The sequence below is a fragment of the Streptomyces sp. NPDC047017 genome (genome assembly GCF_040644175.1).
Classification (GTDB): domain Bacteria; phylum Actinomycetota; class Actinomycetes; order Streptomycetales; family Streptomycetaceae; genus Streptomyces.
In genome coordinates, this window is the sequence record NZ_JBEYVW010000011.1 from 1 (window position 1) to 22,163 (window position 22,163).

At 72.3% G+C, this 22,163-nt stretch carries 17 protein-coding genes and 2 pseudogenes; 13 read left to right on the forward strand and 6 right to left on the reverse strand.

The genetic code is table 11. The features are described from left to right. Positions 1 to 321, forward strand: a pseudogene (locus tag ABZ858_RS19480) (CTP synthase); the annotation flags it as partial. A 115-nt stretch (positions 322 to 436) separates the two neighbouring features. On the opposite strand, the pseudogene ABZ858_RS19485 reads toward ABZ858_RS19480, so the two are convergent. The 3 genes and pseudogenes from ABZ858_RS19485 to arr all read right to left on the reverse strand — a co-directional run. Beyond that, positions 437 to 571: pseudogene (locus tag ABZ858_RS19485) on the reverse strand (hypothetical protein); the annotation flags it as partial. 302 nt (positions 572 to 873) lie between these two features. Further along, complete coding sequence (locus ABZ858_RS19490) at positions 874 to 2,250, reverse strand: S41 family peptidase (RefSeq protein ID WP_361379586.1); 1,377 nt, start codon at positions 2,248 to 2,250, stop codon at positions 874 to 876. Positions 2,251 to 2,591: 341 nt separating this feature from the next. Further along, entirely contained in the window at positions 2,592 to 3,002 is a 411-nt protein-coding gene (arr, locus tag ABZ858_RS19495) for an NAD(+)--rifampin ADP-ribosyltransferase (protein ID WP_361379589.1), read from the reverse strand. A gap of 461 nt (positions 3,003 to 3,463) precedes the next feature. Between arr and ABZ858_RS19500 the strand changes: the two genes are divergently transcribed. From ABZ858_RS19500 to ABZ858_RS19520, 5 genes are all read left to right on the forward strand, one after another. Then, positions 3,464 to 5,119, forward strand: a complete 1,656-nt coding sequence (locus tag ABZ858_RS19500) for a ricin-type beta-trefoil lectin domain protein (protein ID WP_361379592.1) — start codon at positions 3,464 to 3,466, stop codon at positions 5,117 to 5,119. Positions 5,120 to 5,288: 169 nt separating this feature from the next. Beyond that, a complete protein-coding gene (locus tag ABZ858_RS19505) occupies positions 5,289 to 5,789 on the forward strand; it encodes a GNAT family N-acetyltransferase (RefSeq protein ID WP_361379595.1) in 501 nt (166 codons plus the stop codon). Positions 5,790 to 6,053: 264 nt separating this feature from the next. Next, the gene (locus ABZ858_RS19510) at positions 6,054 to 6,728 is read left to right on the forward strand and encodes a response regulator transcription factor (RefSeq protein ID WP_361379598.1); all 675 of its coding nucleotides are present in this window, start codon (positions 6,054 to 6,056) and stop codon (positions 6,726 to 6,728) included. Continuing rightward, positions 6,725 to 8,167 (forward strand): HAMP domain-containing sensor histidine kinase, encoded by a 1,443-nt coding sequence (locus ABZ858_RS19515; RefSeq protein WP_361379601.1) that lies wholly within the window; start codon positions 6,725 to 6,727, stop codon positions 8,165 to 8,167. Before ABZ858_RS19510 ends, ABZ858_RS19515 begins: the two co-directional genes overlap by 4 nt. Positions 8,168 to 8,346: 179 nt before the next feature. Beyond that, positions 8,347 to 9,207 (forward strand): endo alpha-1,4 polygalactosaminidase, encoded by an 861-nt coding sequence (locus ABZ858_RS19520; protein WP_361379604.1) that lies wholly within the window; start codon positions 8,347 to 8,349, stop codon positions 9,205 to 9,207. Between the two features lie 100 nt (positions 9,208 to 9,307). Here the strand turns inward: ABZ858_RS19520 and ABZ858_RS19525 are convergent, their stop codons facing one another. Together ABZ858_RS19525 and ABZ858_RS19530 are read right to left on the reverse strand one after the other, a co-directional pair. Beyond that, positions 9,308 to 11,299 carry a glycoside hydrolase gene (locus ABZ858_RS19525; protein WP_361379607.1) on the reverse strand — a complete coding sequence of 664 codons (1,992 nt, stop codon included), beginning with the start codon at positions 11,297 to 11,299 and terminating at the stop codon, positions 9,308 to 9,310. A gap of 124 nt (positions 11,300 to 11,423) precedes the next feature. Next, positions 11,424 to 11,852 (reverse strand): pyridoxamine 5'-phosphate oxidase family protein, encoded by a 429-nt coding sequence (locus tag ABZ858_RS19530; protein WP_361379610.1) that lies wholly within the window; start codon positions 11,850 to 11,852, stop codon positions 11,424 to 11,426. 186 nt (positions 11,853 to 12,038) lie between these two features. On the opposite strand from ABZ858_RS19530, the gene ABZ858_RS19535 reads away from it, so the two are divergent. The 3 genes from ABZ858_RS19535 (at position 12,039) to ABZ858_RS19545 (ending at position 15,328) form a co-directional block, all read left to right on the forward strand. Next, positions 12,039 to 13,031 (forward strand): AraC family transcriptional regulator, encoded by a 993-nt coding sequence (locus tag ABZ858_RS19535; RefSeq protein WP_361379613.1) that lies wholly within the window; start codon positions 12,039 to 12,041, stop codon positions 13,029 to 13,031. Positions 13,032 to 13,319: 288 nt separating this feature from the next. Next, positions 13,320 to 14,000 carry a response regulator transcription factor gene (locus ABZ858_RS19540; RefSeq protein WP_361379616.1) on the forward strand — a complete coding sequence of 227 codons (681 nt, stop codon included), beginning with the start codon at positions 13,320 to 13,322 and terminating at the stop codon, positions 13,998 to 14,000. Continuing rightward, on the forward strand, positions 13,997 to 15,328 hold the full coding sequence (locus ABZ858_RS19545; RefSeq protein WP_361379619.1) for a HAMP domain-containing sensor histidine kinase: 1,332 nt from the start codon (positions 13,997 to 13,999) through the stop codon (positions 15,326 to 15,328). Before ABZ858_RS19540 ends, ABZ858_RS19545 begins: the two co-directional genes overlap by 4 nt. Here ABZ858_RS19545 and ABZ858_RS19550 read toward each other — a convergent pair. Then, positions 15,234 to 16,769 carry an aromatic amino acid ammonia-lyase gene (locus ABZ858_RS19550; RefSeq protein ID WP_361379622.1) on the reverse strand — a complete coding sequence of 512 codons (1,536 nt, stop codon included), beginning with the start codon at positions 16,767 to 16,769 and terminating at the stop codon, positions 15,234 to 15,236. The genes ABZ858_RS19545 and ABZ858_RS19550 overlap by 95 nt on opposite strands. A gap of 63 nt (positions 16,770 to 16,832) precedes the next feature. Here ABZ858_RS19550 and ABZ858_RS19555 point away from each other — a divergent pair, with 63 nt between their 5' ends. The 4 genes from ABZ858_RS19555 to ABZ858_RS19570 are packed head-to-tail and all read left to right on the forward strand — an operon-like array spanning position 16,833 to position 22,106. Next, positions 16,833 to 18,407: an FAD-dependent oxidoreductase gene (locus ABZ858_RS19555; RefSeq protein ID WP_361379625.1), complete on the forward strand. Its 1,575-nt coding sequence runs from the start codon at positions 16,833 to 16,835 to the stop codon at positions 18,405 to 18,407. Continuing rightward, complete coding sequence (locus ABZ858_RS19560) at positions 18,404 to 19,474, forward strand: alpha-hydroxy acid oxidase (protein ID WP_361379628.1); 1,071 nt, start codon at positions 18,404 to 18,406, stop codon at positions 19,472 to 19,474. Before ABZ858_RS19555 ends, ABZ858_RS19560 begins: the two co-directional genes overlap by 4 nt. Next, entirely contained in the window at positions 19,471 to 20,835 is a 1,365-nt protein-coding gene (locus tag ABZ858_RS19565) for a cytochrome P450 (RefSeq protein ID WP_361379631.1), read from the forward strand. Before ABZ858_RS19560 ends, ABZ858_RS19565 begins: the two co-directional genes overlap by 4 nt. After that, positions 20,832 to 22,106: a cation:proton antiporter gene (locus ABZ858_RS19570; RefSeq protein WP_361379634.1), complete on the forward strand. Its 1,275-nt coding sequence runs from the start codon at positions 20,832 to 20,834 to the stop codon at positions 22,104 to 22,106. The genes ABZ858_RS19565 and ABZ858_RS19570 overlap by 4 nt, the downstream gene beginning before the upstream one ends. Positions 22,107 to 22,163 lie beyond the last annotated feature (57 nt).

The window sequence follows — 22,163 nt, forward strand, 5'->3', positions numbered from 1 at the left end:
TACGAGGTGAACAACACCTACCGCGCCGAACTCGAGAAGAAGACCGGCATCCTCTTCTCCGGCACCTCCCCCGACGGCAAACTCGTCGAATACGTTGAATACCCCCGCGACATCCACCCCTACCTCGTCGCCACCCAGGCCCACCCCGAACTCCGCTCACGCCCGACCCGCCCCCACCCCCTCTTCGCCGGACTGGTGAAGGCGGCGGTGAGCCACGCCACCGGCGTCCCTGCCTCCTCACGACGCTCTGAAGGCGAAGCGCGCGCCAGCGACCGGGCGTGGCGCGCTGCTGGAGCGGATCGCCCGCCAGGCTCTGCTTGAACAGGTACTGGAGGACATGGCGCGGGAGATCGAGGGCCTCGCTCGGCGCGAGATGGCCGAGGCAGTAGAGCAAGGTGCCGTGTGTCAGGCCTAGTTCACCGGCGAGCTTGCGCAGGCTCGTCGCCTGGAATCCTTGGTGGGCGAAGGCGCGTGAGGAAGCCTCGATGATCTTGTCGGTACGGTCCGCGGCGGCGGCTGCGGCCGTCGGGTGTTCCCGGCCTTCCCCTGCGGCGGAGTGCTCCCCTGCGATGGGGCGCGCTGTTCACCTGGGGCACTCGGTCGCTTCCTTCCCCTGGTCGGTCCGCAGGAGGCAGCCCCGCTTCCGCCCGGAAGGGAGGGACATGGCCAAGACGTCGATGGCCACAGCGAAGCCCCCGCCGGGCGTTGCGCTCACGTGTCGACAAGGGGCTCGCTTCCCGCTGGCGTTCGCACAGCTGGGCCATTTCCTGGTCTGGGGCTCCGTAACTGCCGCGAGTTGTCGGTACTGCTGAGCATGGGAGTGACTTCCGTGATCTCCAGCGGTTCCCCTCCCCCTGTCCCACTGCCCTTGCGTCAGCTTGCGGCACCGCCGTGGATCCGCAGGACGTTCAGAGCCCTGTCGAAGGCCGAGTCCCTGTTCTTGTCGAACTCCTCCTTCGTGAAGACCGGCTCTTTGAGGTGCGGCGGAATGCCTGTGCCGTCGAAGGTCCTGCCCGTCCGGGTCAGGAACTCCTCGTTCGGCAGCCAGGCCGACATGCCGTTGGGGAGCTTGCGCAGCATGACGTCCGAGAAGACTCCCTGTGTGGGCTGCCCGATCCGGACCGTCTTGTCAGGCCGGTCCATGAGGGCCTGGGTGAAGGTCTCCCCCGCGCTGACGGTCGAGCCGCCAGTCAGCACGGCGACCGGCCCGGTATACCGGGGCCCCTGGGCGGGCGTGACATACGCGGGCTGAGGGCGGGTGTGCCGGGTGGGGTCGGCGGGGTCGTTGCGGGCCCGCTTGGAGTAGGCGAGGTAGGGGGCGTCGGTGAGGCGCTCGGCGATGTGGATTCCCAGGGCGTCGGCACCGCCGCCGTTGATCCGCAGGTCGATGATCAGGCCCTTCAGGCGCTGAGTGCGCTCCTGGCTGAGGACCGTGTCCAGCGCCCTGTCGAGCTCGGCCAGCTGGGCGGCGTAGGGGGCGCCGTCGCCCGCGTATCCGCCGAAGCCGGAGATCCGCAGATAGCCCTGCCCGCCGGGGAGGTCGGCGTAGGTGATCCGCCCGTTGGCGAAGTCCTGGACGTCACGGGCGTTCTTGAGGTCGCGCGCCACGATGAACTTCTTGACCTTGGTGTCCAACTCCTCGGTGGGCACAGCGGTGCCGGGGCGCCCCTGTGCGAAGACGCGATCGCCGTCCTGAACGGCAACGTGCGCGTCGTAGAGCGGCTTGACCATCTCGCTGAAGACGGCGTAGAGCTCGTCTCTCGTCGTCCCGACGTGTACCCGGGGGCGGTATTGGTCGCGTACCGCGTGCCAGTCGATGCCCTTGGCGGAGAAGAAGGGGTAGTTCTCCTCGAAGGACTGCCAGAAGACGTCAAAGGCAGCGAGCGGGCCCTTGGGGGCCGGACGCGTGCAGGCGTCGGGCAACTCCCGGATCCGGCGCAGGTTCCGGTCACCGACGGAACCGTCCATCCGCAGGGACCCGCGGTCGCCGCCTCCTTGGGTGCGCACGGTGAGGACAGTGCCGTCGGGCATGGTGTAGGTTCCGGGACCGGTCCGCTGCGCGGAATCACCCTTGAGACAGCTGACGGCAGTGGTCTGGTACTCCTGGAAGGTTCCGTTCCGGATGGCTAGGACTGTGCCGTAGCCGTCCACGCGCCAGAATCCGTCGGTGGTCGGCTGGTGGGCGGTGGCGGCCGGCGCGGCTTGGCCGGCGAGGGTCAGAACGGCGGCGGTGGCCGTGACAATGCGCACGATCCTGCCTTCTCTGTGGGCTTTGCAGGTGACTCGCTCGGGACAACTCCACGGTCGCCGACATGGCGCTCTCCCGGCCATCCTGCTGCCCGGTTGATCGAAGGTGGGGCCAGCCCCCCGCTACCGGCGGTGCCCGGAGGTGATCGCGTTCAGGGAACGGCCATCGCGGATCATGCCACGCTGCTCGTGAGCGGGCCTCGCTGCGCAGTGCGGTCGCCAATTTGCCGAATCAGCGCGGGCTCAGCCCGGTGAACGGGGCCAGCCGGGACGGCTCGGACGCCGTGATCACGTCAGCCGCAGCGAGATCATTTCGCCGTGACCCAGTAATTACGAGACAACCCTCAGTTGATGATTTCGGTGCGGTCATCCAGACGGATTGCGGCTAGCCGGTCTCGCCACATCTGGAGAGCTTCGGGTGTCTGTCGCGTCCAGTCGGTGACCTCGCCGACGATCCGGAGCGGCTCCGCGCTGCGATAGGAGCGAGTGGGATTGCCAGGGAACTTCCGGTCTGTGACGTTCGGGTCGTTCTCGAACTCCCCGGTGGGTTCGACGACATACACTCGCGGGGACCCGTCACCGGCGGCGAGTTCGGCGGCGAGTCCCGCGCCGTCGCGCAACGCAGTGAAGTAGATGTGGTTCATCACGATTTCGGGCCGGTAGTTGGAACGGAAACCGGCTGTGAGGTGATCTCCGACCCGCAGCTCGGCTTTTGTGCCGTGAAAGAACGGACCCTCGTCCAACACCTCATCCATTGCCGCAGGTTATCAAACCAAGCTGTCGTGACAGCGAGATCATCCGGCGTCCATCAACGGCTCCGGCTTCAGGAGACGAGCCGTTCTCGGGCTGTTGCGCAGCCTTGACGGTACTGGTCTGGGCCAATACCGTCTGCCTCGCACAGAACTCCACATGGCTCAACACCACACATCTTCATCAGAGTTGGCGTCGCATCCGCCGGTTGAGGGATGAGAGTCCGGCCGTCCGCTGTGGGCCTGCCTGTCGACGGCAGCCCTGGCCTCGGCCGTCGCCCCGTTCGTCGTCATCCAGATCCGCAAGGGCGCGTCCACTGCCCGCCGTCGACGGAGATCGCCAGAGGCGGCATGGCGGACAGACGCGATCATGTCCTTCTTCGGAGGCCAGACCTATGCAATCACCCCATGCAAGGGCACAACGCGGCGGATGGAAGAGAGCGCTCTCTCTGATTCCCGTCGTCGTGATGACCGTGGCGGCCACCGTCACCACGGCTCTGAACGCCCAGGCGGCGGTACCCCCGGCCCCCTCGGGCTTCACGCTCACTTGGAGCGACGACTTCAACGGTGCATCCGGCACCGGCATCGATCAGAGCCTGTGGAAGTACGACACCGGGCCGGGCAGCAACTTCGGCACCGGTGAGATCGAGACGATGACCGACAGCACCTCGAACGTCTACTACGACGGTCAGGGTCATCTGGTGCTCCAGGCCCTGCACTCGGGTTCCGACCCGCGCGGCGGATGGACCTCCGGGCGTGTGGAGACCCAGTCGGCGGGCTTCGGCGCCCCGGCGGGCGGTGTCGTACGCATCGAGTCCGTCCTCCAGCAGCCCAACGTCACCACCGCCAACGGCGCGGGCTACTGGCCGGCGTTCTGGATGCTCGGCGCGCCGCTGCGCTCCGGGGTGACCTGGCCGAAGTCCGGCGAGATCGACATCATGGAGGACATCAACGGCCGAAGCTCCGTCTTCAGCACCCTGCACTGCGGTGTGAACCCGGGTGGGCCGTGCAACGAGTCGACCGGCATCGGCTCGGGTGAGCGCGCCTGTTCTGGCTGCCAGACGGGCTTCCACGACTACGCGGCGGAGATCGACCGCTCGGTGTCGCCGGAGCAGATCAGGTTCTACCTCGACGGGAACAACTTCTACACGGTCAACGCCAATCAGGTGGACGCCACGACCTGGTCCGACGCGGTCGACCACCCCTTCTTCATCATCTACGACCTGGCGATGGGCGGCGGCTTCCCGGACGCCTTCGGCGGGGGCCCGAACGCGTCCACGGTCTCCGGCGGCAAGCTGGTCATCGACTCGGTGGCCGTCTACAACAAGGCGCCCGGAGGCGGTGGCGGCGGCGGTTCGGTGAGCGGCCAGACGATCACCGGGCCCGGCGGTAAGTGCGTGGACGTGTCGGGTGACGACACCGGTGGCGACGGCACCGCAGTGCAGCTCTGGGACTGCCAGTCGGCGGCCAAGGACCAGCACTGGACCTGGAGCGGCCAGACCCTGCAGACCCTCGGCAAGTGCCTGGACATCGCTGGTGGCAACAGCGCCGCCGGTACGAAGCTGCAGCTCGCCACATGTAACAGCGGCGGCTACCAGTCATGGGTGCGGCAACCCGACGGCTCGCTGCGGAACCCGACCAGCGGCCGGTGCATCGACTCCCCGTCAGGTACCACGGCGAACGGCACACGCCTGCAGATCTGGGACTGCAACGGCTCCGCCGCCCAGAAGTTCGCCATCGGTACCCCGATCTACGGACCGGGCGGCAAATGCGTGGACGTGGCGGGTGACGACACCGGCGGGGACGGCACCGCGGTCCAGCTCTGGGACTGCCAGCAGGCCACGTCGCTCGACCAGAAGTGGACCTGGAACGGCCAGACCCTGCGTACGCTGGGCAAATGCCTGGACATCGCGGGCGGTGTGAACGCGGCCGGCACAAAGCTGCAGCTGGCCAACTGCAACGGCGGCGGCTACCAGAACTGGGTCGTCAACAGCGACGGCTCGATGTCCAATCCGACCACCGGCCGGTGCGTCGACTCCCCGTCGGGCGCCACCGCGAACGGCACACGCCTGCAGATCTGGGACTGCAACGGCTCCGCCGCCCAGAAGTTCTCGTCGGCATGAGCAAGGAGAGCCCTGCCTGAGATGAGGCGGGACGCGTCGAAGGGCCGCACCTCGACCGGTGCGGCCCTTCCCGCCCTCGCGCCGACGGCGTCTTCCCGGATATGGCGTACGGTCTGCCGGGGCATCCGGGCGCGAAGGGCGACTGTCTCTGTCGTGTGATGCTGGCGTCATGACTGATCACCGTGAGGTCGCCGTCGTCCGCTGGCCAGGCCAGACTCCTCCGATCGAGGACGGCCTGGCCGCGTTGCTGGCGGCCTACCATCTTCGGACGGAGGCCGAGAAGGGTGAACCGGTTGCCGATGTGGACGGGCTGCCGGATCGCTACCGGGCAGAGATCACCGATCCACGGACCGCGTTCGCCGGCGATGTCGTGCTGGTGGCTCTTCTGGGAGGCGCCGCTGTGGGGTGTCTGGTGGTGACCTCCCCGGCCAGGGGGCAGTCGGAGGTCAAGAGGCTCTGGACCGACCCCGGGTTCCGTGGCCGGGGCATCGCGTCCGCCTTGCTCGGCGCCGCGCTCGCCCATGCTGCGGAGAACGGCGTGGACACCGTCCGGCTCTCGGTGTGGGAATGGCGGGCCGGGGCCATTGCCCTGTACGAACGACTTGGCTTCACCGTCACCCAGTCATGGGACGAACGGGATCAACTGGTGTGCATGCAGCGCGCTGCATAAGTGGTCGCAGCCATTCCTCGTCGGCCCGGCCGGCCAAGGTTCGTCGAGGACCGGACGGTGCGGCTCGGTGCACGCCCTGGCCGTCGACCACTCCGCGAACCGCCGGTGGGCTGGAGCCCGCGACGGCCCGGCTCGGCCACCCGGGCACCGCCGGATTCTCGCCAGGTGCCTACTATGTCGTCCTCGCCGGTCCCGCATCCCTCCGGCGAATCGGCGCACCCCCTCCCCCTTGCGCCTCCCGAGCCTCAAGGACGAGTCAGAACCATGCGCGTGCTCCTGGTCGAGGACGAAGAAGATCTCCGGCATGTCATCGAGGCGGGTCTGCGGGGCGCCGGGTACGCCGTGGACGCTGTCTCCGACTGGCCGGACGCGGACGTTCTGCTCGATCTCGCGCCGTACAGCTGTGTGGTCCTGGACCGTATGGTGCCGTCCGGGGACACCCTGTACGCGCTCCGGGAGCGGAGGCGTCGGGGCTGGACGGCGCCGGTGCTGTGCCTGACGGCGAGGAACGAGGTCCCGGACCGGGTGGACGGCTTCCAGGCCGGGGCGGACGACTACCTGGCGAAGCCGTTCGCGATGGTGGAGCTGGTGGCACGGGTGGGCAGTCTGGTCCGCCGGGCGCCGGACCGGACGCCCGTGCACCTGCGCCACGCCGATGTCGAGGTGGACGAGGCACGCCGCGAGGTGCGCCGGGCCGGGGTCCTGCTGTCCCTGACGCCCAAGGAGTACGCGGTGCTGCGCCAGCTCCTCCTGCGCCCCGAGGAGGTCGTCACCCGCTCGACGCTGATCGAGCACTGCTGGGACGAGATGGCCGACCCCGTGTCGAATGTGGTGGACGCGGTCGTGGCGGGGTTGCGGCGCAAGCTCGGGCCGCCGTCGCTGATCCAGACCGTGCGCGGGCACGGGTTCCGGTTCTCCGGCAGCGCGGATCCGGTGTGACGGGCGGCCACGAAGGACGGTGCTCGGCGGAACTTCCGCGCCCGGCACCGCGGCGGAGGCTCCTGGCACGGCTCGTCCCCGGGCGGCGCGACCGGGCCGCCGGAGCGCGGCGCACCGCGCGTCCGTCCCCGGCCCGCCGTCGTCTCGGCCGGCTCCAGTGGCGGCTGACGCTGGCGTACACGCTGATCACGCTGGCCGGGGTGGGCGCGCTGTCGTGGCTGGTGATCCGTACGGACGCGCGGTCCTGGCAGTCCGCCGAGTACGAGGACATGCACCGGCGGGCGGCAGTGGCCGTGTCGCTGATCTACTACACCGACGCGGGGATCCAGCTGGACGGCCTGCATGACGACGAGGCGACCGGCGCGGGCGCGCAGGTGATCGTGCTCCAGGCGCAGGGGGGACGGCTGCGGCGGGTGTTCATCTCACGCGGCCCCGGCATGGACGTCGAGGCGGACGCGGTCGGCCGGATCGCGCGCCGGGCGATGGCCCACGACGACACCGTGAGCACGCGGGCCCGTACCGACGGAGGCGATCCCGCCTACCTGCTGGCGCTGCCGTACTACCAGGACCAGACGCAGAGGACGGCCGGCGCGGTGGTGGTGGTCGGCGACCCGGCGAAAGGGCGGGCCGAGCACCACCGCCTGGTGGTGGCGGTGCTGTCCGGCTCGGGACTGCTGGTCCTGCTGTCGGCGGCGACCGGGTACGTGCTGTCCGGGCGGAGCATGCGGCCCGCCTGGGAGGCGCTGGACGCGCAGGAGCGACTGCTCGCGGACGCGGCACACGAGCTGCGTACCCCGGTGGCGGTGATGCGCGGCTCGGTGGACATCGCGGACAGCGATCCGGGGGGCCTGCACTCGCATCTGCCGCGGCTGCGGCGGGCCACGGACCGGATGACGGACGTGGTCGACAACATCCTCACCCGTGGACGGCTCCAGGCGACGGACACCTTCCGGCCGGTGCCGCTGCGCCTCGACCAGCTGGTCGAGCAGGTCTGCGAGGAACTGCCGGTCTCCCGGCACAGGGTGACGACCTGCCTGGACGCGTCGGTGGTGACGGCGGACCCGGCGCTGGTGCGGATCGCGGTACGCAACCTGCTGGTCAACGCCCTGCGGCACGGGCGGACGCCGGGGGATCCGCAGGACCGCGCCGAGGTGGACGTCACGGTGCGCGGTACGGCGGTGACGGTGGCGGACCGGGGCGCAGGGGTGGACCCGGACGGGCTGCCCGCTCTGCTGGAGCGGTTCCGCTCCGAGGGCGGTGGGACCGGCATCGGGCTGTCCCTGGTGCGGGAGGTCGCCGCCACGCACGGTGGGGAGGTGACGGTACGGCGCAGGCCGGGCGGCGGTTCGGCCTTCGTGCTGACGCTGGGGCCGCTTCAGCGGTCGGCCGGTCGCCGCCGGGCACCGCGCCGGGCCCCGGACAAAGACTCGCCCCCATGAGACTCCCTCAGTGACGGTCGAGTCACGGTCGGACGGCCGGTCCTGCCGAGTCACCCCCACGAGACGCGGTTCACGAGATGTGCTCCATGAGATGTGCTTCATGAGATGTGCTTCATGAAATCCTCATGGTCGGCGGCCCAGGATGTGCGGGTCAGTACGACCTCTGCACAGGAGTCCGTGTGTCGAAGCACTCCGCTGTACCTTTCATCCGCCGCAGAAGCACCGTCGTCGCCGGTGCGATCGGGGTCGTCGCCGCTCTCGGGACGGGGCTGACGCTGTCCGACGTCTTCGCGGACACCCCGGCCGCGAAGGCGGCGCCGAAGGTGGTGCTCCCCACGGCCGACGCCACGTTCGACTACCAGATCGGCGGACCGTACACCCCGGCCAGGGGCGTCACCGCCGTGTCGCGGGACCGGTCCGCCAAGCCCGCCAAGGGCCTCTACAACGTGTGCTACGTGAACGCGTTCCAGGCCCAGCCCGACGCGCTGAGCTGGTGGACGAAGAACCATCCCGATCTGGTCCTGCGGGACAGGGGCAAGCGTCCGGTGATCGACGAGAACTGGGACGAGGCGCTCCTGGACACGTCCACGGCCGACAAGCGCTCCCGTCTCGCCGAGGTCGTCGGCGCGTGGATCGACGGCTGCGCCAAGAGCGGCTTCCAGGCCGTCGAGCCGGACAACCTCGACTCCTACGAGCGGTCCGGCGGCCGGCTGACGAAGGCACACAACGCGGCCTTCGCCAAGCTGCTGGCCGACCGCGCGCACGCCGCCGGTCTCGCCATCGGGCAGAAGAACACGGCCGACCTGCTCTCGGACCGCACGAAGATCGGCTTCGACTTCGCCGTGGCCGAGGAGTGCGGGCAGTACAACGAGTGCGGTAAGTACGCGAAGGCGTACGCCAACCGTGTCTTCGTGATCGAGTACCAGGACAGCGGCTTCAGCCGCGCCTGTGCGGACTTCGGCCCGAAGCTCGGGATCGTCCAGCGCGACCTGGACGTCTCGGTCCGCGGCTCCGGGGACTACACCTTCCGCACCTGCTGATCAACCCCGGTGCGGCCGGCCGCCACAGCACTCGCTTCGCCCTCGTCCCGGGCGGACACCCGCCTGGGGCGGACTCGCGGTGCTGCGGCGGTCCCGGCGGTCACAGTCCCGACGGGCACATGCGCCGCGCCTTGCCGCCCTTGATCACCGCGTCGACACATCCGCCGGGCAGGCCGTCGTGCGTCGCGGTGGAGAAGTTGGCGGTCACCGTCAGGGTGCCGGCGCCGAAGGTCGTCCGCTGCACCAGGCTGTCCGGCGTCAGGCGGCGGAAGTCGGTCATCGGCAGGGTGGCCGCGGCCTTGTGCAGCGGCTCGAAGTACCTGTGCGACGCGGCGATCTGCTCGCCGTGCTCGTCCAGTTCGGACTGGTCGAGCACCAGATTGAGCGGCACGTTGTACAGCATCGCCAGCAGCGCGCGGGTGCGGCTCTGGTCCGGCAGCTTCGACCAGGACAGCTCCCAGCGCTCGGTGCTGATCACCGAGTCGTGCAGCACCGTCTGGTACAGCGGCACCCGGTACCTCGGGTCGTACATCGCCTTGGCGATGTCGTCCGGCAGGTGGACGGGCTTGAAGTAGATCGCGGGCGCGCCGGCGGGAGCGTAGCCGCCCCAGTCGGCCCGGTCGCGCTCCAGCGCCCACAGTCCGTCGGTGACGGGCGTGCCGGAGCCGTGGCTGAAGGACACCACCCCGTTCGCCCAGGAACCGGCGCTCTCCGACCCGAGGACCAGCTTCCGGTCGCCGGACAGCCGTGCCATGCGCTCCAGCCGGTTCTTTCGGTCCTGCGCCTGGGTCATCGGGTGCGCCGGGGACCGGTCGGTGAACAGTTCGCCGGCCGCGTCGACGTCGAGGAAGTAGCTGTCGGCGCCGTTGGCGGTCATCTCCCGGGTCCGGTCGGCGAGATAGTGCCGCGACGGCTCGGCGCGCTTGAGCGCCTCGGAGCTGACGTAGCAGCCGCGCCCGCCGAAACCGGTGACCGGCTTGCCGTCCGCGTCCCGTACACAGGCGTCCGGCCACACCGGGGACGGCCACTTCGACACCGGGGTGTCGGCCGAGTCAGGGTCCTGGGCGTTGGCCCAGGAGTCGTACGGTCCCACGAGGTAGCCGGAGTGCTCGGCGAGGGCGACGGCCTCGGCGTCCATGGGGGAACCGTCGGCGTCGTAGCCGAGCCACATCCGGTCGATGCCGAGATCCCGCAGCCGGCGCACGCCCTCGGCGGTGCGTGCCTGGCCCCAGGTGTAGGCGTGGAAGGCGCCCACCAGCTTGCCCACTTCGGGGTTCGCGGCGATCTTCGCGCGCAGCGTGGTGATGCCGCCGTGGCCGAGCAGCCAGGCCCGGTAGTCGCGGGCGGCGGCCACCGGGGAGCCGTCGGTGAGCGCGAAGGTGATCCTGTAGTCCCCGGTGCCCTCCCGCGCCGAGAACGCGTGGCGCGCCTCGGTGCGCAGCCGGCCGCCGGTGGAGACGAACTTCAGTGTGCTGCCGATGTCGGACTCGGCGATGTAGCTCGAACCGTGCCGTCCCGTGAGGCTGGTGCCCCAGAACGGCATGGTCAGTCCGTCGGACATGCCCGCCTCGCTGCCGGTGAGCCCGGCCTTCGGCGAGTTCCACCACCGGTCGGCGACCGGCACCGACAGGCCCTCGCCGCGCGGTATCTGCATCTCCCGGGTGGCCGGGTCGCCGCCGGTCACCGGCCAGTTCAACGTGGTCTCGCGGTCGGAGCGCACCGACACCGCCAGGCGGCCGTCGCGGGCGGCCGCCGTCACGGTGAAGCCCGTCGACGGATAGCGCCAGGTGGCCTCGTTCCCGCGCACCGACGCCTTCCCGGCGGGGCCCAGGCCGTCTGCGGCGGGCGCCGAGAGCTGCCAGCTCCGGCCGTCGTCGGCCTGCGCGCGCACGGCCAGGGACGCGGTGTCCAGCGTCGCGTGGCCGCCCGCGACGGGCACGGTCACCCGGCTCCCGTGCGCCTCGACGCGCTGCTGCTGGGCACCGGTGCCGTCCCCGAACGCGGTGGCCGTGCCGACCACGCCGATCACCGCGAGGGCGCCGCTCAGCGCGACGGCCCTCTTCCTGGTCTTCCTGATTTTCCTCACCTTCATGGGCCGTCACTGTGGTGGTCCGGGATAAGAGATGTGTGAGAGACCGTCGGACGCGGCGGAGTCCGGTGTCCGCAGCCGGAAGAGCGCGCCGGGCCTGTGGTCGCGGAACGGGTTGTCGCGGCGGTCAGAACGTGTAGCGGCTCACGGTCTCCGGGTGGATGACGAGACGCACCCAGTCCGCGGCCAGGATCCCGGCGAGCGCGTCGGCGCGAGAGGGGTCGTCGAGGTCCCAGTAGCGCGTGGCCAGGCGGGCGCACAGGTCGTGTGCTCCGTCGGGTTCCGCCGTGGTGCGGCCGGCGACCGACAGCCAGCGTTCGCGTTCGCCCACGGGGGCCGCGACGACGATCGAGGCGCGGGGGTCGCGGCGCAGACGCCGTACTTTGACCGACTCCGGGTCCGTGAACAGTTGGATCGTGTCCTCGGCCGTGGCCTCGAACCACACCGGCCGGGGCTGGGGCGGGAGCGGACCCGCGGCGACGGACAGGAACCCGTACAGGGGGCGTCGGAGGAAGTCGAGGTCCTGGGTGGTCAACGAACCGGCGTCGGTGCTCATCACGGCCCTTCCGGTGGGTGAGGGGACAAAGTGGTCGAGGGGGAATGGTTCCGAGGTCAAGCGGCTCCGCCGCTGTCGGGCGGGCATCCCGGGGTGCGGCGCCTTTCACCGATTGAACGCGGCCGACTCGGACGATCCCATGGGTGAGGGTCCGGATCACCTGCGTATCCGTCGAACCTGGGTGGGGTGGACGTGTTCAGTGACCTGATCCGCGGGGTGCGGGCCAACGGCTCGTTGTTCGGCAGCTCGACCCTGTCCCCACCCTGGGCACCGCACTTCGTGGACGGTGCGCCGCTGACCCTGTGCACGGTCCTCACCGGGGCCGGCTGGATCGTGCCGGAGCACCGTCCGCCCGAGCCGCTTCGCGCGCGCGAGACGATCGTCGTGCGCGGACCGGCGACGTTCACCTTCGTCGACGAGGTCGGCACCCGGGCCGAACCGCTCGCGTGCGGCGAGCACTGCGCGACACCCGAGCAGGGCGGCACCCGGCACCGGCGCGGCTGGCACGACGACGACGGGGACGCCGGTGCCGGCGACGGTGCGACGACCCTGATCGTCGGCGCCTGTCCGGTACGCGGCGAGATCAGCCGCCGGCTGCTGGACGCGCTGCGCGTGGGCGGCGGGGACACGGCCGACCCGGTGCTGGACCACCTCGCCGGCGAGGTCCGCGTCGACGCGCCGGGCCGGCAGGTGGTGCTCGACCGGCTGCTGGACTGGATGCTGGTCTGCACGCCGCGCGAGTGGTTCGACCGGCCTGGCGGCGAGCCTCCGGCCTGGTGGGCCGCCCAGCGAGACCCGGTGGCCGGCGAGGCGCTGCGTCTGCTCCACGCCGAACCGGCGGCGCCATGGACGGTCTCCTCCCTGGCCGAGCGCGCCGGAGTGTCGCGTGCGACGCCGGCCAAGCGGTTCACCGATCAGGTCGGCGAACCGCCGCTGACCTACCTCACCCACTGGCGCATGACGCTCGCGGCGGACCTCCTGGTCGAGCAGGAGTCCGTCACCATCGCGGAGATCGCCCACGCCGTGGGTTACTCCGACCCGTTCGGGTTCAGCGCGGCGTTCAAGCGGGTCCGGGGCACAAATCCGCGCGAGTTCCGGCGCACCGCGACCGCCGCCGCCCCGGCGACCGAGCGGCCCGCTCCGGCCCGCCCGCACCGCCCCGGCCGGCTGAACGCCTGAACCAGGGCTGAAGCGAGCCAGGGTGCGATCGGGCCGGCGCCCGCGCAGGTGACGCCGGTTTCGGCGTGCCGAGTACGCGTTGTCGCCCCGCCCCGGAACGTGCCGCTCGTCTTTCCCGTCCGATTCCCGTCCGAGTCCGTCTCGCGGGGGTTTGCGGACGGGGATGCGGTGGCGTGCTTCCGCCGGTCGGAGGGTGCTGCGGCGGTGCCCCTTCCCGCGGAGACGGGTCAGGAACCCACGTGCGTCGCGAGAGCGTTGGCAGGTGAGACTTGGGAGAGGGAGGGCACAGTGACGCAGGAGCACATACGGGATCCCTGGCGGCTGCTGCTGGTCGAGGACGACCGGGAGCTGGTCGAGCTGCTCACCGAGGTACTGCGGGACGAGCGGTACGCGGTGGACGTCGCGACCGACGGGCAGCGGGGCCTGCACCTCGGCCTCACCCGCACGTACGACGTGCTCGTCATCGACCGGCGGCTGCCGGGGGTGGACGGCCTCGACCTGCTGCGCCGGTTGCGGTCCCGTCCGGTGCGTACGCCGGTGCTGCTGCTGACCGGGATGGGCAGCGTGCACGACCGGGTGGACGGTCTGGACGCGGGCGCCGACGACTATCTGGTCAAGCCCTTCGACCTGGAGGAACTCACGGCCCGGTTACGGGCGTTGTGCCGGCGCTCGTTGGACGCGACCGATGTGCTGCGGATCGGCTCCGGGCATCTGCACGTCGGGCGCCGGGAGGTGGTCCTGGCCGACGGTGAGCGGATCGCCCTGGCCGCACGGGAGTTCACGCTGATGTGGGCGCTGGCGAGCCGCCCCGACACGGTGCACTCGCGGGCGGAGCTGCGCCGGATCGTGTTCGAGGAGGCGCACGCGCCGTCCATCGTGGACACCTACGTGTACTACCTGCGCCGCAAGCTGGGCCGCAGGGCGGTACGCACGGTCCGCGGACTCGGCTACCGGCTGGGGGCGTTGTGAGAGAGCCGGACCAGGCCGGGGACGGGGCGGCGGTACGCCGGGCGCGGCGCCGGATCACCTGGACCACCGGCGCCACCATCACCCTGCTGGTCACCGTCGTCGGCTGGGTCGCGTACACCGTGATGACGCACGCGCAGGACGATCAGGTGCGGCGCGAGGTGCGCTACGGCGCGGCGCACGGCGACCTGTCGCGCCCTCCCGGGTGCATGTGGCTGTACGGTCCGGGGGCCACGGTCCTGCCGAACGCGCCGGCCGGGTTCCCGCTGCGCGCCGATCTGGACCGGGTGCGGCTGAACGGGGCGCCGGTGGAGCACCCGGTGCGGCGCGGGGACACCGTGTATCTGGTGCGGACGCAGGCCCGGGACGACGGCAAGGTGGTGCAGGCCGTGTTCGACCTGCGGTTCCAGCTCGCCGACCGCAGCCACCTGTGGTGCGCGCTGGGTGTGGCCGAGGCGGTGGGGCTGGCCGCCGCGGCCGTCACGGGCACGGTCCTCGGGCGCCGGGCGGTGGCGCCGCTGGCCGAGGCGCTGTCCCGGCAGCGGCGGTTCGTCGCGGACGCCAGTCACGAGTTGCGCACGCCGCTCACCCAGGTGCACACGCGGGCGCAGGTGCTGGCGCGCCGGGCGGCTGCCGAGGAGTTGCCGCCGGCGCACCGGGAGGGCCTGGCCCGGCTGGTCGCCTCCGTCGGCCGGCTCGGTGAGGTGCTGGACGATCTGCTGTCGTCGGCGACGCTCACGGCCGGGCCTGCGTGGCGGGCGATGCGGCGGCGGGTGGATCTGGCGGCCCTGGTCCGTTCGGCGGTGGCCGAGGAGGCGGAGCGCGTACGGGAGCGCGGGCTGACCGTCCGGGTGGACGGGCCGCCGTATCCGTTGTGGGTGGACGGGGTCGCCTCCGCGCTGCACCGGGCGGTCGGGGAACTGCTGGCCAACGCCATCGCCCACACCCCGCCGGGCGGCCGGATCGAGCTGGCGCTGTCCCGTTCGGGCACGACGGTGGTGCTGGCGGTCTCGGACACCGGGGCCGGCTTCGACGCCGGTGAGGCCGAGCGGCTGTTCCGGCGGTTCCACCGGGGTGGCGAGGGCCGGTACGGGCTGGGGCTGGCCCTGCTGCGGGAGGTCGTCACCAGCCACGGCGGCACGGTCGTGGCGGCGGGCCGGCCGGGGCACGGTGCGCGGTTCACCCTCCGGCTGCCGCAGAGCGCGCCGTCGCCCCCGGCGGTCGAGGACGGCACGGTCAGGGCATGGCGTGGGTGGCGAGCAGCCGTGCCGCTGTCCGCACGTCCTCGTCCAGCGGCCGGTCCGGGTCGACCGGGTCGATCGCGGCGCTGAGGGCGTCGAGGAGGGCGGCGCACCGGGGCGCGGTGGGCCGCCGTGCGCCGACGTGGACGGCCTGGCGCAGGCCGAGGGCGAGGGAGCCGCACAGCAGGCCGAGCAGTTCGGCCATGTCGTAGGCGCGCAGGGCGCCTTGGGTGCCGAACGGGACGACGTCCTGGTTGTGCAGGTTCGTCGGCAGGCTCTGCATGGCGGCGGGTGTCGCGCAGCGGCGGATCTCCGCGACGAAGGCGGTGGTCGCCAGCTGCACGCCCTGGAGGCCGTGCTGGGCCCCGGGTTCGGTGGCGAGCATGGGCGGGAGGCCGCCGTTGCGGGCCGGGTCCACCAGCAGGTCGAGCTGGCGTTCGGCGAGGTTGCCGAGCTGCGCGGTGACGGAGGCGAGCAGGTCGGCGGCGAACGCCGCGGGCTGCCCGAAGAAGTTCCCGCCGTGCACCGCCCTCCCCTGCCCCAGGTCCTCGGGGCCTGCCGCGCCGGGGAAGAACAGCGGGTTGTCGCTGACCCCGGCCAGGTCCGCGGCGACCACCGCGTCGACGTATCGCAGCGCGTCCTCGGCGGCGCCGAGCAGCTGCGGGGAGCAGCGGATGCTGTACGGCTCCTGCAGCGGGCGGGTGCCGGACGGCGTGGTGCCGGCCAGGTGGTGCCGCATGCGGGCGCCGGTGTCGGCCGCGCCGGGATGGCCGTAGGCGCGCAGCAGGCCGGTGTCCAGGAAGCCGGGGTCGCAGCCGAGCAGGTCGGCCAGCAGGCAGGTCAGGGCGGTGAGGGCGCGGTGGGCGGTGCGGACGGCGTCGTGGGCCAGGGCCAGGGCCGCGGTGGTGACGGAGGTGCCGTTGACGAGGGCGAGGGCGTCGCGGCCGTCGAGGGCGAGGGGGCGCAGCCCGGTGGCGGCGAGTGCCTCGGCGGCGGGCATGCGGCGGCCGTCGGCGTAGGCGTGCCCCCGGCCGCGCAGGGCCTGGGCTGCGTAGGCGAGCGGGACGAGGTCGCCGCTGGCGCCGACGGAGCCGTAGCGCGGTACAGCGGGCGAGAACGTCGTGGCGAACATCGCGGCCAGCCGTTCGACGATCTCGGCGGACACCCCGGACAGGCCCTGGGCGAGGGACCGGGTGCGCACCAGCAGGGCGGCGCGCACGATGCCGTGCGGCAGGTCGGGGCCCTGGCCCGCGCCGAGGTGGGCGAGGGTGTTGTCGCACTGGTCGGCCTCGTCGGGCCGCCCCGCGTAGCCGACGAGGGCGCCGAAGCCGGTGGTGGCGCCGTAGATCGGCCGGCTCCCGGTGCCGCCGTCACCGTCGCCGTCGCGCAGGGCGCGGAAGAGGCGGCGCCCGCGGTCCAGGCGGGCGCGGGCCGCTTCGTCCACGGTGACGGTCAGCGGTCCTGCCGCGCGGCGCAGGGCGTCGGGTCCGAGAGGGCCGGTGAGGGAGACGGTGTCCGTGGTGGTCAGCACGTCCGGAAACGGTAGGCGGGGAATCTCAGAGCGCTCTGAGTTCCGCTGGATAGCTTCCGGGCCATGGCGCACGATTACCTGATCATCGGAGCGGGGCCCGCGGGACTTCAGCTCGCCGCCTTCCTGGAGCGTGACGGTGCGGACTACGTGGTCCTGGAGCGCGGCAGCGGTCCGGGCACGTTCTTCACACGGTTCCCCCGGCACCGCACACTCATCTCGATCAACAAGGTGCACACCGGGTACGAGGATCCGGAGCTGCGGCTGCGGATGGACTGGAACTCCCTGCTGAGCGACGATCCCGAGCTGCTGTTCACCCGGTACAGCCGGCGCTACTTCCCGGCCGCCGACGACATGGTCCGCTATCTGGCGGACTTCGCGGAACGCACCGGCGCCCGGGTGCGGTACGGCACCGCCGTGGAGCGCGTCTCCCGCGACGCCGGCGGATTCACCGTGACCGATGCCGCCGGAGAAACCTGGCGGGCCCGGCGCGTGGTGGTGGCCACCGGGGTGCCACTGCCGAACGTGCCGCCGATCCCCGGAATGGAACTGGCCGAACGCTACGACACGTTCGACCCCGACCCGGAGTCCTTCACGGGTCAGCGGGTGCTGGTGGTCGGGCGGGGCAACTCCGCCTTCGAGACGGCCGACAGCCTGATGGAGACGGCGGCCGTCATCCATCTGGTCGGCTCCGGTTCGCTGCGCCTGGCCTGGCAGTCGCACTACGTGGGCCATCTGCGGGCGGTGAACAACAACTTCCTGGACAGCTACCAGCTCAAGTCCCAGAACGCGCTGCTGGACGGGCGGGTCCTGGAGATCCGGCGGGACGGGGACGGCTTCCGCGTGCCGGTGGCCTTCGAACGGGCCGACGAGGTGGTGAAGGACCTGCGCTACGACCGGGTGATTCTCGCGACCGGGTTCCGGTTCGACGCGTCGGTCTTCGACGCCTCCTGCGCGCCCGAGACGGTGGTCGACGGCCGGTTCCCCGCCCTGACCCCGGTCGGCGAGTCGGTGAACGTGCCGGAGCTGTACTTCGCCGGGACCCTGACGCAGGGCCGCGACTTCAAGAAGTCCACCACCGGCTTCGTGCACGGCTTCCGCTACTCGGTCCGCGCCCTGTACCGGGAGCTGCGCCGGCGCCACCACGGCGAGCCCTGGCCGGTGGCGGAGCTGGGCCGGGACACCGAGACGGCCGTCGGCCGGATCATCGCGCGGGTCAACCGGTCCTCCGCGCTGTGGCAGCAGTTCGGTGTGCTCGGCGACCTGCTGCTGCTCGCCCCGGACGGCACGATGCGCTACGCCGAGGAGGTCCCGGTCGCCCATGTGCCGCGGGCGGTGCGTGCCGGGGACTTCGGGGAGGTGGCCGCCCACGCGGTGGTCACCCTGGAGTACGGGGCCGACCACGACCGGGTGGACCCGTTCGACGTGTCGGCGGGCCGTCCCTCGCAGCGGGACGCGACGGGGCTGGACGGCCGCTATCTGCATCCGGTGCTGCGCTGGTACCGGGACGGGGAGTACGTCGCCGAGCACCATCTGACGGAGAACCTGGAGAACGAGTGGGACAGCGAGGACGTGCACCGAGGCCCGCTGCGCGCGTTCCTCGCCACCCGGCGCGGGCCGGCCGCCCCGGTGGCGCCGTGACGCTGCGCGCGCTGCACGAGAGGGCGCGCCGGGTCCTGGACCCGGTGCACTACGACTATGTGGCGGGCGGCGCGGGCGAGGAGCGCGTCCTGGCCGACAACGAGCGGGCGTTCGACCGGTACGCGCTGCTGCCGCGGGTGCTGCGCGGCAGTGAGCGGCGGGACACCTGCGTCGATCTGCCGGGCGCCCGCCGGGCGGGCCCGGTGGTGGTCGCGCCGACCGCGTTCCACCGGCTGATGCACCCGGACGGCGAGCGGGCCACAGCCCGGGCCGCGGCGGCCGAGGGCGCCGTCCTGGTGACGGGCACGGCCGCGACCGTGGCGGTGGGCGAGGTGGTCGCCGCGGCCCGGGAGGCGGCGGCCGGCGCGGCCGTGTGGTTCCAGCTCTATCCGCATCCGCGCCGGGCGGTCACCGAGACGCTGGTGCGGCGGGCGGAGGAGGCGGGCTGCACGGCGCTGGTGGTCACCGTCGACTCCCCGGTGTTCGGCCGGCGCAGCCGGGACCTGCGCAACGGGTTCACGGACCTGCCGCCCGGCTACGCCGCCGAGAACATGCGGGACCTGCCCGGCGCCCCGCCGGGCGGCCTCACCGACATCCCCATGTCCCCGGCCCTGTCCTGGCGGGACTTCGCGGGGCTGCTGAGCACGACCGTACTGCCCGTGCTGGTGAAGGGGGTCCTGCATCCGGCGGACGCGCTGCTGGCCGTCGAGCACGGGGCGGCCGGGGTCATCGTCTCCAACCACGGCGGCCGCCAGTGCGACACCGTGCCGGCCGCCGTGGACTGCCTGCCGGCGGTCGCCGAGGCGGTGGCGGGCCGGGTGCCGGTGCTGCTCGACGGCGGGGTGCGCCGGGGCGGGGACGTGGCTGTCGCGCTCGCGCTGGGCGCGGCGGCGGCCGGGGTGGGCCGCCCGGTGCTGTGGGGGCTGGCCGCCGAGGGCGAGGCGGGGGTGCGGCGGGTCCTCGCGGAGCTGCGCGACGGCTACGACCACACGCTGGCGCTGTGCGGGGGCGCCCGCAACACCGATCTGACGCGGGACATGGTGGTCCGGAGAGGCGGGGCGTGGTGAGCGGCGGGCGGAGACCGGACACGTGGTGGCTGCCGCGCGGCGTGGTGGCGCTGCGGGTGCGCATCTTCGAGAAGGTGAACCGCGACCGGGCCGTGACGCTGCCCAGCGCGGCGTACGGGCCGGAGGTGTTCGAGCGGGTGTACGCCCATCCGGCCGCGAACGGCCGCAGCGCCGGGGCCGGTCTCTCCGACCTGTTCTGGTACTGGCTGTCACCGGGGCCCGAGGTGCACCAGGAGCACCTGGAACCCGGCGAGCGCTACGAGGACGTGGCCGAGACGACGCGGCGGATCCTCGCCGGCGGCTCGGCCGACCTGGCGGCGGCGGCCACCCGCGCGTTCGCCGGCGCGCTGGACGCGCTGCCCGCGGACCGGATCAGCCTGGTGCGGCTGCGCGATCTGGTGATGCCCGCCTGGGCGGAGTTCTGCTACAGGCTGGTGTTCCGCGAGCCGTGCCCGCCGCACGCCCAAAAGCTGATCACCGCGCACGCCGACGACGTGATCAGCGCCCTGAAGTGCACGGGGCTGCGCCATCCGCGGCGCAGGGCGCGGCTGACGGCGTATGTGCGCGAGCGGTTGGCGGCCGGGGAGGTGCCGCACCGGCTGCCGGCCTCGCTGTCGCCGCGGGAGCAGGTCTTCTACCTCCAGGGCACGTTCTTCAACACGGCCGTCGTGCAGCTCTCGGAGGCGACCGCGCACGTGCTGCTGGCCCTGGCCCGGCACCCACGGGTGCAGCGGCGACTGGCGGACGATCCGGGTGACGACCGGTACCTGACGCATGTGCTCGACGAGACGATGCGGCTGTATCCGCTGTTCGGCATCGCGCACCGCATCACCACGGACGAGATCCCGCTCGACGCGCACACCACGCTGCCGCGCGGCTCGGTGGTGTGCTTCAGCTACCCGGAGTACCACGCCACGGGCTACGAGCGGCCGGACGCCTTCGACCCGGACCGCTGGACGTCGCTGTCCGCCAGGGACACCCACCACATCCCCTTCGGTGTGGCGGCCAACCGCCCGTGCCCGGCGTGGCGGTTGTCGCCGCTGGTGCTGCGGGCCGCCGTACGGGAGGTGCTGGGCCGCTTCCGGCTGGACTCGTCGGTCTCGCACACCCGGTCCATCCCGCATCGCGCGCCCTGTCTGATGATCCCGCGCGGGCTGGAGCCCGGGGGGCGGCTGGCGCCGCTGCGGGGCTTCCTGCGGCTGCGCGACGGCGTGGAGGACGTCACCCGAGGGGTGCGGCAGCTCGTGCTCGGCACGGTGATGGTGCTGCACGCCCGCCGGCAGCGGCCGGCCGCACGCTACTTCGAGCAGTTCCCGCCCGGCCGGTGCCCGGTCGCGCACTCCGGAGGTGACAGCGCATGAAACCGACGGAACTCGCCCCCGCGTTCTTCCTCGCCGTCGTGGTGATCCTGGTCGTGTGCCGGCTCGTCGGGGAGCTGCTGCGACGGGTGGGGCAGCCGCCCGTGGTCGGGGAGATGCTCGCGGGCGTGGTGCTGGGGCCGTCGGTGCTCGGCGCCCTCCTCCCGGGCGTCGAGGCGGGCCTGTTCCCCGAGGAGTCGCGGCCGGTCCTCTACGTGGTGGGGCAGATCGGCCTGGTCGCGTTCATGTTCCACGTCGGCTGGGACTTCCGGGTGGACCGGCTGCGCGGTGTCGCCCGGCCGGCCGGGCTGGTCTCCGCGGCCGGGGTGCTGGTGCCGGTGGTGCTCGGGGCGGCGCTCATCGCCGCCGTCGGCCAGCGGACCGGCACTCTGGCGCCGGGGGTGCCGCTGGTGGTGTCGGCGCTATTCGTGGGGGTGGCGCTGGCGGTGACGGCGTTCCCGATGCTGGCGCGGATCATCTCCGAACGGAACCTGTCCGGGACCCGGTTCGGGTCGCTGGCGCTCGGTGCGGGCGCCGTGGACGACGCGGTCGCGTGGGTGCTGCTCGCGGGTGTCTTCAGCATCGCCGGGGGCAGCGCGGGGCTGGTGTCGCTGGCCGTGGCCGGTGCCCTCGGGCTCGTCGTGGTACTGGCGGTGGTGACGCGCCTGCACGGCCGCACCGTGCGGCTCGCAGAACGGGCAACGCCCGAGAGCCTGCTGCCGGTACTGGTCGGCGCGCTGTTCCTGGTGGCCTGGTACACCGACGAGATCGGGCTGTACGCGGTGTTCGGCGCGTTCAGTCTCGGGCTGGTCTTCCCGCGGTCGGAGCGGCTGGACCACACGGTGGAGACACTGAAGCCGGTGGGCACGGTGTTCCTGCCGCTGTTCTTCACCTACTCGGGGCTGAACACGGACTTCGCCCTGCTGGGCTCCGGGCCGGTGCTGCTGCTGACCCTGGGATGCGTCCTGGTGGCGGTGGCGGGGAAGTTCGGCGCGTGCTGGCTCGCCGCGCGGCTGGCCGGGGAGCCGGGGCCGGTGGCGCTGCGGGTGGGGGCGCTGATGAACGCCCGGGGGCTGATGCAGCTCATCGCGCTCAACCTGGGCCTGGCGGCGGGCATCGTGACGCAGGCGCTGTTCAGCGCGCTGGTGGTGGTCGCCATCGTCACCACCGTGATGGCGACACCGCTGCTGACCTGGATCGACCGGCGGGAGCGGGCACGGAACGTCCCGTCCCGCACCGAGGCGGTCGCACCTCCGGTGCCTCCCGGTCGCTGACACAGGGCCGGTCTTCGCCGACGCGTGCGCGGCGCGCGTCGGCGAAGACCGGCGGGC

Excerpts from the sequence above, each read along its gene's own strand:
- arr (WP_361379589.1), bottom strand. The coding sequence starts at position 3,002 with ATGGATGAGGTGTTGGACGAGGGTCCGTTCTTTCACGGCACAAAAGCC.
- ABZ858_RS19500 (WP_361379592.1), top strand. The coding sequence starts at position 3,464 with ATGACCGTGGCGGCCACCGTCACCACGGCTCTGAACGCCCAGGCGGCG.
- ABZ858_RS19505 (WP_361379595.1), top strand. The coding sequence starts at position 5,289 with ATGACTGATCACCGTGAGGTCGCCGTCGTCCGCTGGCCAGGCCAGACT.
- ABZ858_RS19510 (WP_361379598.1), top strand. The coding sequence starts at position 6,054 with ATGCGCGTGCTCCTGGTCGAGGACGAAGAAGATCTCCGGCATGTCATC.
- ABZ858_RS19525 (WP_361379607.1), bottom strand. The coding sequence starts at position 11,299 with ATGAAGGTGAGGAAAATCAGGAAGACCAGGAAGAGGGCCGTCGCGCTG.
- ABZ858_RS19530 (WP_361379610.1), bottom strand. The coding sequence starts at position 11,852 with ATGAGCACCGACGCCGGTTCGTTGACCACCCAGGACCTCGACTTCCTC.
- ABZ858_RS19555 (WP_361379625.1), top strand. The coding sequence starts at position 16,833 with ATGGCGCACGATTACCTGATCATCGGAGCGGGGCCCGCGGGACTTCAG.
- ABZ858_RS19570 (WP_361379634.1), top strand. The coding sequence starts at position 20,832 with ATGAAACCGACGGAACTCGCCCCCGCGTTCTTCCTCGCCGTCGTGGTG.